We start from the raw sequence: 14220 nt of genomic DNA on the forward strand, positions 1-14220 counted from the left end.
GTGATCCTTTGTTCAATAGCTACGGGGCAAGCCCAGTACATGCTCCGCCAGATAGCTGAGTATGAGGTTCGTGCTGATGGGTGCAACGGTGTAAAGCCGTGCCTCCCGAAACTTGCGTTCTACATCATATTCTTCTGCAAATCCGAAACCGCCAAAGGTCTGCACACACATGTCGGCTGCAGCCCAACTGGCCTCCGACGCGAGCATTTTTGCCATATTGGCCTCGGCCCCCGGATTGCCGCCTGCGTCATAGGTTTTGGCCGCGTGATGGACCATCAATTCCGCTGCACACATTTGTGCGTAGCAGCGCGCTATGGGAAATTGCACGCCCTGGTTTTGGCCGATGGCACGCCCGAAAACCTGACGGTCCTTCGCGTAATCCGTCGCTTTATTGATGAACCATTTGGCATCGCCGATACATTCGGCGGCAATCAGAATGCGTTCCGCGTTCATGCCGGACAGAATGTAGCGGAAACCTTTTCCTTCTTCACCAATCAGCGCCGATGCCGGTATCCGCATGTCATCAAAGAAAACCTCGGTAGTCGAGTGGTTCATCATAGTGCGGATCGGCTTGATGGTCATTCCATTCCCCACAACCTTGCGCATGTCGACGAGGAAGATGGAAAGCCCTTCGGTTTTACTCGCCGCGTCTTCTTTCGCGGTGGTGCGCGCCAGAAGTAGCATGAGATCGGAATGCTCGGCGCGGCTTGTCCAGATTTTCTGGCCGTTGATCACATAGCTGTCGCCGTCGCGCACGGCGAATGTCCGTAGGCTCAACGTGTCTGTTCCGCTGGTGGGTTCCGAAACACCAAAGGCCTGAAGCCGCATCGTACCATTGGCAATGCCGGGAAGATACTCCCGCTTCTGCGCATCGCTTCCATATTTGAGAAGCGTGTTCATGATGTACATCTGCGCATGGGCCGACGCCCCGTTACAGCCGGCCGCCTGAATTTCCTCCATGATGACCGCGGCCGCATCCAGCGTCAGACCCGATCCGCCAAATACTTCGGGTATAAGCGCGGCCAGGAAACCGGAGCGTGTCAGCGCGTCGACAAACTCGCCGGGATAGGCGCGATCCCGGTCCTTTTCTTGCCAATAGCTTCCCGGAAAATCCTCGCACAATGCCTGCACGGCACGGCGAATTTCGGTAATGTCTGTGCTTTCGGTCATGTCATATTTTCCTAGTGGCACTCGCAGCCATAACCGGCCTGCCGTCATCGGCAAAGGCACCAAACTCGATTTCCGCGTCATTTTCACGCATTACGAGATGAAGCAATTCGCCACATATGGCGGGCGAAAGTCCACGAAAGGCAAAGCCGGAGAGTGCGTTGTTGCCAAACTGCCGCGATGCCAAATCGAGCATCAACGTCGCCGTGAGCGGCCCGTGGACGACAAGCCCCCGATAGCGTTCCACATCTGTTGCATATGGAAGATCATAATGGATGCGGTGGCTGTTGAAGGTGAGGGCCGAATAACGGAAGAGCATTGGTTCGTTCGGCGAAACAATATGATGCGTCGTCCAGTCGGCAGGATTGAAAGCTGTTTCACCGAGCGGTGGCGGCGTCAGCGGGGCGTCGGGAGCTGCGGCTTCGCGATAGACGATGGTCTGCACTTCCCGGATAGCGGTTCCCTTGGCGCCTGCAGTCAAATGTTCGACCTCGACGAATACAAGACTTCCCGATCCTCCCGATTTTTCGGCAATCGACATGATCTTCGACCGGCGGGAAAGATGTTCGCCGATATGAAGCGGCGTTAGAAATTCCACTATGCTCGATGCCCACATCCGGCGCGGTAAGGGCACGGGGGGCAGAAAGCTGTTCGGGCTGGCGTCACGAAGCGGATGGCCGTCGGGGCCTAAGCCCGCTGTCGCCGTTTCGGGGGTGCACAAACACCAGTGCAAACCCTGAGGCACAACATCATCCGAAAGCTCCTCCATATCCAGCATCGCCAGCCAGCGCCGCACCAGCGCGGGATCGATATGATCTTGCCGGTTTTCGCTTCGTCCGATCCATGCGTCCCAAGCATCCATCAGCTCCGTCCTCCCACCAAGCCCTTGGCGATCACCTGCGCCTGGATCTCTGCGGCGCCTTCAAAGATGTTAAGGATGCGCGCGTCGCACAGCACACGGCTGATTTCATATTCCAGCGCATAGCCATTGCCGCCGTGAATCTGGAGCGCGGCATCGGCATTGGTCCACGCGGCCCGCGCGGCGAGCAGCTTGGCCATCCCCGCCTCAATATCACAGCGTTTTCCCAAATCCTTGGCACGGGCGGCGGCGTAGGTCAGTTCGCGCGCCATGATGAAGTCTGCAAGGCTCATGGCGATCTTATCCGCGACCCGGGGGAAGTGAAAGATCGGCTTTCCAAATTGCACACGGTTCAACGCATAGTCGAGACCGAGTTCGAGTGCGCGCTTGGCAACACCGACGCCACGGGCCGCGGTCTGGATGCGCGCGCCTTCGAAGGTGCGCATCAGCTGCTTGAATCCCTGCCCTTCTTCACCGCCCAGCAACGCATCCGCCGGTGCTGCCATGGCGTCAAATTGCAACGCATATTCCCGCATGCCCCGATAACCCAGAACCTCAATCTCGCTGCCGGTCATACCCGCAGTAGGGAAAAGATCGTTTGCCGTCCCGCGTGCCTTGGGCACAAGCAGCATGGAGAGCCCCTCATAACCCTTGGCCTCGGGACGCGTGCGGACAAGCATCGTCATCAAGTCGGACCGGCTTGCATGGGTAATCCACGTCTTGGCACCGTCGATACACCACCCTTCGTTCGGAATGGAACGGGCGCGGGTCTGGAGCGATCCGAGATCGGACCCCGTATCCGGCTCGGTAAACACCGCCGTTGGCAGAACCTCCCCGCTCGCAATCCTGGGCAGCCACTGCAACTTCTGTTCCCGTGTCCCGCCAAGAACAATCAACTCGCCCGCTATTTCGGAACGTGTCCCAAGCGACCCTGCCCCGAGCCAGCCGCGCGAAAGCTCCTCGGTTATGACGCACATGACCAGTTTGGACAGACCAAGCCCGCCAAATTCTTCGGGAATGGAAACGCCGAAGGTGCCAAGCGCCGCCATGGCCGCGACACTGGCATCTGGAACAAGTTCATTCGCCAAATGCCATTGATGCGCGTGCGGGATAATTTCGCTGTCGGTGAAGCGCCGATACTGATCACGGATTGTGTCGAGCTCGGCATTCTGGAAACTCTCGCTGGGCGCGTGGCCTTCGGCAAGTGCCTGCGCGACGGCGGCGCGGGTTGCCACATGATCCATTTCGAGAAGCGCTGCCGAATTTGCCGCAAGTGCCCGCGCGGCTTCGCCCACGCCCAGGTCGGCGGCACGAAATATCTCGTTCTGACCCATCGGCAAGCCGCCGGCAAGCTGCCCGAGAGTTTCCGCGAAGATCAAAGTCCCCACCTGCTGGTCAAGCGAGGTGCCGCCACCGTTCTGTTCCAGCCAGTCGACTACCGCTTCCAACGCCGCAACGCTCGTCGCCACCCATGCAAAGCCATGGGCCGCGCGTTGTTCCTGATCGAGTGTACGCGTGTCGAACCGTGTACCTAATGCCGATTTGGCGGCATCACGATAGAACTGCGCTGCTTTAAGGCTCTTCTCCAGATTCATGCGCGTTCAAAAACCGCCGCGATACCCTGCCCTCCGCCAATGCACATGGTTTCAAGGCCATATTGCACATCGCGGCGTTGCATTTCGCGCGTCAGGTTGGCGAGAATACGTCCCCCCGTCGCCCCGATGGGGTGGCCGAGCGAGATGCCCGATCCGTTTACATTCAATATGTCGTGGCGGCTGTCATCATCGCTCCATCCTAATCCTTTCAAGCAAGCGAGCACCTGTGGGGCGAATGCTTCGTTGAGTTCGATGAGGCCGATATCGGACCAAGAAAGCCCGTTACGCGCAAACAGACGCTCAGTCGCCGGGACCGGGCCATAGCCCATGCGGCTTGGGTCGCAACCGGCGGCGGCCCAGCTATGGAACCAAGCTATCGGTTCAAGACCCAATTCCTCTAGCCTATCCTCCGCAACCACCAAGCAGGCCGCGGCGGCATCATTTTGCTGGCTGGCATTGCCTGCCGTGACCACACCACCTTCCAGCGGGCGGAGCTTGGACATCGTTTCGACCGTGGCATCGGCCCGATAGCCTTCGTCCCGATCAAAAAGCAGCGGATCACCTTTTTTCTGCGGGACGATGACGGGTACAAGTTCGTCGGCAAAGACGCCATTTGCCCATGCCGCCGCGGCACGCTGGTGCGAACGGGCGGCATAAGCATCGCAGGCCTCGCGGCTGATGCTCCAATCTTTCGCGAGATTTTCCGCAGTCTCGATCATGCCGGTTATGACCCCGAACCGTTCGACCGGCTGGCTCATCAGGCGGCCCCGGGTCAGACGGTCATGCAATGTCAGACTGCCTGCGCGCACGCCGTTACGAACATCCGTGGTGTAATGTTCGACGTTCGACATGCTTTCGCAGCCTCCGGCGACGACCACATCGCTGACGCCCGTTTGTACCATCATCGCCGCATTCACGATGGCCTGAAGCCCCGAACCGCAGCGACGGTCGACCTGATATCCCGGCACCTCGATCGGTAGGCCAGCGGCCAGCCATGACCAGTGCCCTATGCACGGTGCTTCACCACTGCCATAGCCTTGCGCAAATACGACATCGTCGACGCGTGTGGGATCAATTCCGGTCCGTTCAATCAATGCCTTCAGAATGAGGCCACCCAATTCCCCCGCATTTAACGTCGCGAGCGCACCGCCGAATTTGCCGACGGGTGTCCGGAGGGGTGATACAATCGCGGCGCGGCGTAATGTCATGTGGCGGTTCCTACAGTTCCAGAATCGATGAGACGGGCAATTTCGACCGAAGGCAAGCCCAAGCGCGCCGATAGAATTTCTTCGCTATGTTCGCCATTGCGGGGCGCTGCGCGCGGATCGCTCCTTTGCATATCCGCGATGGTGCCTATCGCCCCTGCAGCCGGATAGCTGAACCCCGATGGATTGGCGCCAAATTGGCTGAACATGGGATTATTCGTCACCAACCGATCGTCCCGCGCAGCGTCCAGCATGGTGCGATAGGCAGAATGCACTATTCCAGCAGCATCCAGCTTTGCCGCCAACGCGGTATGATCCCAGGACCCAATCGCGCGTTCAAAAAGAAGATAAAGTGCGTCGCGGTGCATGTAGCGAAGTCCGTCATCGGCCGCGAAACTTACCGCTCTCTCCGCCTCGAGTGCGGCAACGGCGTCGCGTAAATCCAGAGCAGACAGCAGGTTTGCCCATTGCCGGTGCGTCACCACAACCAACATCGTCCGCACATCATCTTTGGTCACGAAATCGCGACCGAACAATCCATAAACTGTATTCCCCAACCTCGGCCGGTTTGCTCCAGAATAAAGGACTTCGGCAATTCCTCCGAGATTGGCCGCGGTGCCGATCGCGACGTCGGATAGCGGGATGCGCACTTCGCTGCCTTCGCCCGTCTGTTCGCGGCGCCGGATGGCGGCGAGCATGGCGAAGGCCGCATAAGCACCGCTCAGCAAATCCCACGCGGGCAGGACATGATTGACAGGCTCGGGACCCTCGCCCGTCAGCATCGGATAGCCCACAGCGTTGTTCACCGTATAATCCAGCGCAGGCGCACCGTCGGCCCATCCCATGATGCGGACCGTCACCAGATCGGGGCGGCCGGCAGCCAATATGTCGTGGCCCAGAAACCCCTCGGCCGGAAAGTTCGTGATCAACTGGCCGGTAGCGCGCACCAATGCCTGCAACAATTCGCGACCTTCCGGCCGGGACAGGTCCAGTGCCACCGATTTTTTGGCGCGGTTCAGATTTTCCCAATAGAGCGAGTCATTCGAATCCGTCACCGGCCAGCGCCGGTAATCGGGCCCACCGCCAATCTGGTCGACGCGTATGACCTCGGCACCGAACTGGGCGCAGTAAAGTCCTGCCGTGGGCGACGCCACGAAGGACGACGCTTCGATAACCGATAGATCGCCGAGTAAATTATACATGGGTCACGCCTGCGCTGCCCATTCCCGCAACATATGTTTGGCGATCTGAAGCTGGAGAATTTGCGTTGTTCCTTCATATATCCGGTAAATGCGCGCATCCCGGAAGAACCGTTCAGCATCATATTCCGCCAGATACCCTGCCCCGCCATAAATCTGGACCACCCTGTCCACCACGCGCCCACACATTTCCGTTGCGAACACTTTGGCGGCGGCGGCCTTTCGCAAGATATTCTCTCCCGCATCGGCACGCCGCGCCGCGTCTTCCAGCATGCATTCCGCTGCATAGATTTCAATTTCGCTGTCGGCCAACATTTGCTGGATAAGCTGGAAATTGGCGATGGGCTCGCCGAATGCCTTGCGTTCATTCGCATAGCGAAGCGCGCTGTCGAGTGCACGCCGGGCATAGCCCGTGGCCGCCGCACCGACGGACAGACGACCGTTGTCGAGGCTTTTCATGGCAAGGGCGAAGCCTCTGCCCTCTTCGCCCCCCAAAAGGGCATCTGCAGGAAGCTTGACGTCTTCCATGATGATATCGGCGATATGCGCGCCGGCCTGCCCCATTTTCTTATCCGGGCTTCCGACCGAAATGCCCGGCGTATCCAAAGGCACGATAAACGCCGACACATGCGCGTTTTTAGGCAAGGCTTCTTTGTTGGTGCGCGCCATGATCAGCGCAACCTTCGCAAAGGGTGCATTGGTGATGTAGCGCTTCGTTCCATTGAGCACCCAGCCATTGCCCGACTTGACCGCGCTCGTCTGCATCGCGGCAGAATCCGAACCTGATCCCGGCTCGGTCAACCCGAAGGATGCAATTTCACCTGCAGCAAGTCTGGGGAGCCATTCGGCCTTTTGCTCTTCGGTTCCGCCATTTTTTAACGCCGAACAGACCATGCCGATGTTGATCGACACAATCGACCGGTAGCAGGGCGCGGCGTAGCTTAGGGTTCGGATTGTGCGGATATATTGCGCGATGGTCATTGCCGCGCCGCCATATTCTTCAGGCGTGGTGAGTCCGAACAAACCCAATTCCCGCATTTCATCAACAATCGCGTCCGGAATGACGTCCGATTCAAGAATGTCCTTTTCCGCAGGTATCAAACGTTCCCGGACATAACGTCCCAGTTGGTCAATAAATTGATCGAATATATCAGCATCCATCATCCGTTCCCTTCGCATGCGGGCATTATGGTTCAGCACCGCTATTAGCCACACCAACCTACGATGTGGGAGAAAATTGAGTCTGATTGATTATTTAAATTTATCGAGATTGCACTGTTCTTGGGAACATATTGCCTTATGGTGCGCTAAACTTCCCCGGAAAAACATGTCTATTCGCACTCTCCCCCTGCTTGCATTGCTGTTGACCTCTTGTGGTGGATCGGAAGACCGCCGCGATCGGCCAGCGCCGCTTGTCACGACGTCCACGGTCTCTGCTCAGCCGTTTGCCGATCGCTATATTGCGGTCGGAAACGCATTTGCAAATGAACAAGTGTCCGTGCGGGCACCCGTCACCGAGCGAATTACGCAACTCGCCTTTTCCGATGGCTCATTTGTTCGAAGTGGTCAAACTTTGGCGGTTCTCGCCCAAGGACAGGAAACCGCATCCCTTGCCAGTGCGCAAGCCCGCGCACGGGAAGCAGAGCAGCAACTTGCCCGGGTCGCGGAATTGCATCGCCGCGGCTTTGCCACAAACGCCAGTTTGGACAGCCAAACTGCAATCGCTGCCGCCGCAAAGGCGCAAGCCAATGAGGCGGGCGCTTCCGTAGGAGACCGCGTCGTCAGGGCACCCTTTTCGGGCTATGCATCCCTGCGCCGTATTTCGGTCGGTGCCGTCGTAAGTGCCGGAGATGAAATCGCGACAATCAGCGATATCGGTTCCATCAAGCTGGATTTCACGATCCCCGAGACCATGCTCTCGCGCGTGGCGACAGGTCAAACCATAACCGCAAAAGCGGCGGCTTATCCGGATGCTCTGTTCAGTGGAACGATCAAGGCGATTGACCCAGTGGTGAACGCGCAAACGAGGACGGCAACTCTTCGGGCCACTTTGCTGAACCGGAACGGTATGCTGAAACCCGGTATGTTGATGAGCGTCACGATTGAATCCAATTCGCGGACGTCCCCTGCTGTCCCCGAATTATCCCTGGTGCGCGAAGGCAGCGCGAGTTTTGTCTATACCATAGACTCGGATGGCAAGGCGAAGCGTGTCCCCGTGACCACCGGCGCACGGCAGGGCCAAATGGTCGAAGTGCTGAGCGGTTTGCAAGCGGGGGACTCGATTGTCACCGAAGGTGTGGTGAAATTGTCGGATGGCGTGAAAGTACGTTTGAAAAAAGCAGACGGTGCGGCCGCTCAAAGCAAATCCGGACGTAAATAACCGCCGATGACGATCTCCGACATTTCCGTTCGGCGCCCGGTTTTTGCGGCAGTTCTAGCAATGTTGATGATTCTGGTCGGCGTCGTAGGATTTATGAGCCTGCCGGTGCGCGAATATCCGGATACCGAACCGCCGATTGTGTCGGTGGACACAACTTACACAGGTGCAGCGGCGACCGTTGTCGAAACCCGTGTCACGCAGGTTCTCGAGAACGCTCTGGCCGGCATCGAGGGCATTCAAACGCTGACGTCCCGCTCGCGCGACGGGCAATCACAAATTACCATTGAATTCGCACCAGGCCGATTGGTCGACAGCGCTGCGAACGATGTGCGGGACAGAGTGGGCGGCGCACTTGACGACCTGCCAGAAGAGGTCTTGGCACCCGAAGTGCGCAAAGTGGATGCGGACGCATCGCCTATATTGTTTCTCGTGGTATCAAAGCCCGGCTGGTCCCGATTGGAACTGAGCGATTATGTCGATCGTAATCTGGTGGACCGTTTTTCCGCAATTGACGGCGTAGCCCGTGTCTTCGTCGGAGGCGAAGCCCGCCCTTCGATGCGAATATGGCTGAAGCCAGACAGACTTGCGGCACTCAGCCTGACGCCAGCCGATATTGAGAACGCCCTGCGCAGCCAGAATGTCGAATTGCCTGCAGGCCGACTGGAGTCGGCATCGCAAAATATCACTCTGCGTGTTACCCGCGCATTCGGAGACGAGGAGCAGTTCCGCCAATTGGTGGTCGCACGTGGTGAGAATGGATATCTGGTCCGCTTGGGCGATGTCGCCCGCGTCGAAACCGGTGCGGAAAACCCCTATTCGGCCTTTCGTCTCAATGGAAATTCGGCGCTGGGCATGGGCATTGTCCGGCAATCGGGGGCCAATACGCTAGCGGTTGCGGAAAGCGCCAAGAAACTTGCCGAAGAGATCAAGACGACCTTGCCCGAAGGCATGACGATCACCGTAGGTTCGGACGACTCCCAATTCATCAGCCGCGCCATTGATGGCGTGTGGCAAACACTCGCCGAAGCCGCGCTATTGGTCGTGCTCGTTATCTTCCTGTTCTTGGGAAGCTGGCGGGCGACCCTGATACCGGCGGTTACAGTTCCTATCTGTTTGCTGGCAACCTTTGCCGTGCTGTGGATGCTCGGCTTCTCGGTAAATCTTTTGACGCTTCTTGCCATGGTGCTGGCGATCGGTCTGGTGGTGGACGATGCGATTGTCGTTCTGGAAAATGTCTATCATCGCATAGAAAAGGGCGAGCCCCCTCTTGTTGCGGCCGTTCAAGGGACGCGACAGGTCGCCTTTGCGGTAATTTCAACGACCATTGTCGTCTGCGCGGTCTTTGTCCCTGTCATGTTCTTGGCTGGGCAAACCGGATTGCTGTTCCGCGAATTGGCAGGAACGATGATCGCGGCCGTCGCCTTCTCCGGCTTTGTCGCGCTCAGCCTTGCGCCGATGCTATGTTCCAAACTGCTCCGCAATCAGGAGCGCGGTCGTCTGGCGCAGTGGGTCGATACCCGATTTACCCAGCTGGAGGACTCCTATCACCGCACCGTCGGGCGGGTTGTTGCGAAGCCTATATTTTCGCTTCTGGGCGTAGGCGCATTTCTGCTTGTAGGGGCCTTTTGCTTTACGCTGCTCGATTCCGAACTCGCACCTGCCGAGGATGTCGGCGTTCTGAACGTCAACATATCGGCGCCAGAGGGAACCGGATTCGAGGCAATGGACCGCTATATGCTTGATGCGTCCAAACCCGTCCTCGGCCTTTTGGAACAGGGCACGGTGCGTTCGATAATCCAGCGCACTCCCGGTGGATTTTCCGCCAGCGACGACTTTAACAATGGCACATTCATTGTCTTCTTAAAGCCTTGGGAAAGCCGGACGGAAACGACGAACGACGTCGTCGGCCAGATCAACAAAATCCTCGCTGACCTGCCTGCCGTTCGGGGCAATGCGGCGGCGCGCTCTTCAATCGGGCGTAGCCGGGGTCAGCCGCTCAATTTCGTAATCGCCGGCGGAACCTATGAATCTCTCAGCCTCGCACGCGATCGGCTTCTGGCCGCGGCGAGCAACAACCCCGGCATCGTCAATCTGGATTCCGATTACAAGGAAACCAAACCACAGATGGAGATCCAGGTGGACACCACCCGCGCGGGTGATCTTGGCGTATCGGTCGCCGATGTCAGCCAGGCGCTCCAGACGCTCTTGGGATCGCGCCGCGTATCGACCTATGTTGACCGCGGCGAAGAATATCGCGTGATTGTCCAGGCTGATGCCGAGGACCGTGCATCGCCGGAAAATCTTACGGCCATTCAGGTGCGCGCGCGCGACGGGTCATTGGTCTCTCTCGCCAATCTCGTGCGCTATTCCGAAACCGCAGGCGCTAAGGATCTGGGCCGCTTCAACAAATTGCGCGCCATAACCCTGTCGGGCGGCCTTGCACCGGGATACACCATGGGCGAAGCCCTGACCTTCCTGGAACAGGAAGCCAGCCAGTCTCCGGAAATTCTCGCCATCGGATATCGCGGCGAAAGTCAGGCGTATAAAGAAACCGGCGGTTCAATTGTCATCATTTTCCTTTTGACGATCGTGATCGTTTACCTCGTTTTGGCGGCCCAATTCGAAAGCTTTGTCCATCCATTGACGATCATCACGACCGTACCGTTGGCCGTAGGTGGCGGTCTTGTGGGTTTGGCGATCACAGGAACGACGCTAAATCTCTATAGCCAGATCGGGATCGTGATGCTCGTCGGCCTGGCCGCAAAGAACGGGATATTGATCGTCGAATTCGCCAACCAGTTACGCGATGAAGGCAAGGAGATTGTCGAGGCCGTTCAGGAAGCCGCCACGCGCCGCCTACGCCCGATCCTGATGACATCAATCGCAACGGTGTTCGGGACCATTCCCCTTGCCCTGGCCAGTGGTGCAGGTGGCGCGGCCCGCTCGGCTATCGGTGTCGTCATCGTATTCGGGGTAACACTCGCAACGCTGATCACCCTCATCCTTATCCCTATCATCTACGCCCGCCTCGCCCGGTATACCGGCTCACCCGAGGCGGTTACGCGCAAGCTTGAAAGCGAGATGAAGGCGTTGGAAGACGGATCAGTCTGATACTTCTTCCACACGCAGCATTGCTAATGCGGCGCAGAGCATAACAGCGGCGGCAAAGGCCATGGTCCAGATAGGTTCGGTGGGGAAATAAGCCTTCAATATGCTGCCCATGACGGTGGCGACAAGCAATTGCGGGATCACCACAAACACGTTGAACAGACCCATATAGATGCCCATTTTGCTGGGCGGCAGGCTGGATGCAAGAATTGCGTAGGGCATGGCAAGGATCGACGCCCAAGCGATACCCACACCAATTTCCGATAGGATCAATAGATTAGGGTCACGAATAAAGAGAAAGCTCAGATAACCTGCGGCCCCTGCAACCAGGCAAATGATATGCGTTTTCACCTTGCCGAATTTAGCCGCCATCTTCGGCAACAATAGCAGCGCCGCCACAGCGGCGACGCCATTGTAGACGGCAAATAAGGTACCAACCCAGTTGCTGCCGTCGCCATAAGCTTCACTGGCTGGGTCCGCCGATCCGAACATATATTGGGCAACCACCGGGGTGGTATAAATCCACATGATAAACAGAGCGGACCAGCTGAAAAACTGCGCCAGCGCGAGCTTTTTCATAATGTCCGGCATTCCGGAAAAATCGCCCACAATATGGGACAGGACATTATTGTCACGGCCGGATTGTGCCATCCGGATTGCGAGCAAACTGGCCACCCCATATCCGGCAAGCAGGGCACCTAAAAGATAGACTTCCTTTTCAAGGCCCAAAAGGCCGACAAGAACAGTCCCCACCGCACCAGCCAATATCCAGAGCGCGGCACCCGATAAGGAACGTGACGCCAAAGCGCGAATGGTCAAACCACTGTCCGGCGCTGGACCGTCGAACATTTCCATTTCTGCGGGGCTATATTCTTTCGTCGTCAGCACGGTCCACAGCACCGCCAGAAACAAAGCCAGTCCGCCAAACCAGAAACTATATTTCACCGTGTCGGGAATATGCCCGATTGGCGCGACATTGGCGACGCCCCAGCTATCGAGAAGATAGGGAAATACCGACCCGACAACCGCGCCCGCACCGATGAAAGCCGTTTGTACCGCATAGCCAGCCGTATGCTGGTCCTTGCGCAACATATCCCCCACAAAAGCGCGGAACGGCTCCATCGATACATTCAGCGACGCATCGAGAATCCAGAGCATGACCGCGGCGACCAGCAGCACTTCAGAGAGAGGCATGATGAATAGGGAGAGTGCGGCCAAAAACGCGCCAGCCAGAAAATAGGGCCGGCGGCGGCCAAGTCGTCCGAACCATGTCCGGTCACTGAAATGCCCAATCAACGGCTGAACCAGCAAGCCTGTTAACGGCGCGGCAATCCATAATGCGGGCAAGTCATCCAAGCTCGTTCCCAATGCCTGGAAGATGCGGGACATATTGCCGTTTTGAAGCGCAAATCCGATCTGGATACCGAAAAAGCCGAAGCTTATGTTCCACAGACCCCAAAATCCCTGACGCGGTTTCTCCACGATCACTCCTCTCCCGACTTATATTCTGTTCTTAGGCTGGCAGAAACACAGGGCAGCCGCAATGGCCGCGACACCGATCAGCGGTTACGCATACGTATAAGGAATAGAGTGATTAATGCGAACCGCAGGATTGCCGGACGATTAGCTTTGCGGGAAGGACGGCCGTCGGCACAGCTTCGTTCCGGATTTGCTTCAACACGCCGTCGACCAGAACTTCGCCCGCCAATTTGTAATTCTGCTGGATAGTGGTCAGGGGCGGATGGGTCAGGCTGGCTGCCGGAATGTCATCAAAACCGACTATGGCCACATCGCCCGGAATATCGATCCCATGTTCGCGCAATGCTTTCATCGCACCAATTGCGATCGTATCGCTGGCGGCAAAAATGGCGTCGAACCGCTCGCCGCTCGCAATCAGGATATTGGCGGCTTCATAGCCTGCCTCCTGCGAATTCAGGGCGTCGATCTGCAACGCGGGATTGGCCACGATGCCCTCGCCGCCCTGCGCTTCGCATGAACCCCGATAGCGATCCTGAAACTCGGGATAGTGGCTGCTGGCATCGCCGAGAAAGGCGATCTTCCGCCGGCCATGCTGCATCAAATGGCGCGCAGCATCGATCCCGCCGCGGAAGTTATCGCACCCGATCGTCGTTCCCGGCTGGCCTTCCTGCGCGAAGCCCCAGCGCACAAAATGCGTTCCCTGTTCAACCAGTTGCTCAAGCTTGGCCCGATAAAGTTCATAATCACCATAGCCAAGCAGGATGATCCCATCGGCCTTGCGGCTATCTTCATAATCGACATGCCAGTTGGACGAGAGCTGCTGAAAGGAAATCAACAGATCATAGCCCCGATGCGCACATGTGCGTGTGAGAGACCCGAGCATGGACAGGAAGAAAGGATTGATGCCTGTCTCATCCGGCGTTGAATCCTCGAAAAACAACAATGCCAAGGTGCGCGTTTCCTGCAGGCGCAGATTTGATGCGTTCTTGTCGACCTTGTAATTCAGCTGTTGGGCGATGGCTTCGATACGTTTGCGCGTCTGTTCGGATACCGAAGGACTGCCGCGCAGCGCCCGCGATACGGTAGGCTGCGAAACGCCCGCAAGCTGTGCAATATCAAATGATGTGGCTTTGCCTGCCATTGGCGGTCAGCGCCTTTCCAACTCCTTTCCCAGCCTTAGACTTACGGCAGGGTCGAAGCAATGGCGGCCCGTCCGCTTTTCGAAATA

Annotated in this window: 10 protein-coding genes; 2 read left to right on the plus strand and 8 right to left on the minus strand. The window is 57.6% G+C overall.

What is annotated here, in order from left to right; genetic code table 11:
• Positions 1–12: 12 nt before the first annotated feature.
• Genes EUU25_RS06485 through EUU25_RS06510 form a run of 6 tightly spaced genes read right to left on the minus strand, consistent with a single transcriptional unit; the run spans position 13 to position 7186 of the window.
• Entirely contained in the window at positions 13–1170 is a 1158-nt protein-coding gene (locus EUU25_RS06485; protein ID WP_158899372.1) for an acyl-CoA dehydrogenase family protein, read from the minus strand.
• Between the two features lies 1 nt (position 1171).
• A complete protein-coding gene (locus EUU25_RS06490; RefSeq protein ID WP_158899387.1) occupies positions 1172–2029 on the minus strand; it encodes an HTD2 family dehydratase in 858 nt (285 codons plus the stop codon).
• Entirely contained in the window at positions 2029–3621 is a 1593-nt protein-coding gene (locus tag EUU25_RS06495) for an acyl-CoA dehydrogenase family protein (protein WP_158899389.1), read from the minus strand. The genes EUU25_RS06490 and EUU25_RS06495 overlap by 1 nt, the downstream gene beginning before the upstream one ends.
• The gene (locus EUU25_RS06500) at positions 3618–4829 is read right to left on the minus strand and encodes an acetyl-CoA C-acetyltransferase (protein ID WP_158899391.1); all 1212 of its coding nucleotides are present in this window, start codon (positions 4827–4829) and stop codon (positions 3618–3620) included. Before EUU25_RS06500 ends, EUU25_RS06495 begins: the two co-directional genes overlap by 4 nt.
• The gene (locus EUU25_RS06505; RefSeq protein WP_158899393.1) at positions 4826–6028 is read right to left on the minus strand and encodes a CoA transferase; all 1203 of its coding nucleotides are present in this window, start codon (positions 6026–6028) and stop codon (positions 4826–4828) included. Before EUU25_RS06505 ends, EUU25_RS06500 begins: the two co-directional genes overlap by 4 nt.
• Before the next feature lie 3 nt (positions 6029–6031).
• Positions 6032–7186, minus strand: coding sequence for an acyl-CoA dehydrogenase family protein (locus EUU25_RS06510; protein WP_158903183.1), 1155 nt, complete (start codon positions 7184–7186; stop codon positions 6032–6034).
• Positions 7187–7352: 166 nt separating this feature from the next.
• Between EUU25_RS06510 and EUU25_RS06515 the strand changes: the two genes are divergently transcribed.
• Positions 7353–8405 (plus strand): efflux RND transporter periplasmic adaptor subunit, encoded by a 1053-nt coding sequence (locus EUU25_RS06515; RefSeq protein ID WP_187351298.1) that lies wholly within the window; start codon positions 7353–7355, stop codon positions 8403–8405.
• A 6-nt stretch (positions 8406–8411) separates the two neighbouring features.
• Positions 8412–11516, plus strand: coding sequence for an efflux RND transporter permease subunit (locus EUU25_RS06520; protein ID WP_158899395.1), 3105 nt, complete (start codon positions 8412–8414; stop codon positions 11514–11516).
• Here the strand turns inward: EUU25_RS06520 and EUU25_RS06525 are convergent.
• Both EUU25_RS06525 and EUU25_RS06530 read right to left on the minus strand, forming a co-directional pair.
• Positions 11508–12995, minus strand: a complete 1488-nt coding sequence (locus EUU25_RS06525) for an MFS transporter (RefSeq protein WP_158899397.1) — start codon at positions 12993–12995, stop codon at positions 11508–11510. The two genes, EUU25_RS06520 and EUU25_RS06525, sit on opposite strands and share 9 nt — an antisense overlap.
• A 112-nt stretch (positions 12996–13107) precedes the next feature.
• Positions 13108–14133 carry a LacI family DNA-binding transcriptional regulator gene (locus EUU25_RS06530; protein ID WP_158899399.1) on the minus strand — a complete coding sequence of 342 codons (1026 nt, stop codon included), beginning with the start codon at positions 14131–14133 and terminating at the stop codon, positions 13108–13110.
• Positions 14134–14220 lie beyond the last annotated feature (87 nt).

Source organism: Sphingorhabdus lacus, assembly GCF_009768975.1.
GTDB classification, from domain to species: Bacteria; Pseudomonadota; Alphaproteobacteria; order Sphingomonadales; family Sphingomonadaceae; genus Sphingorhabdus_B; species Sphingorhabdus_B lacus.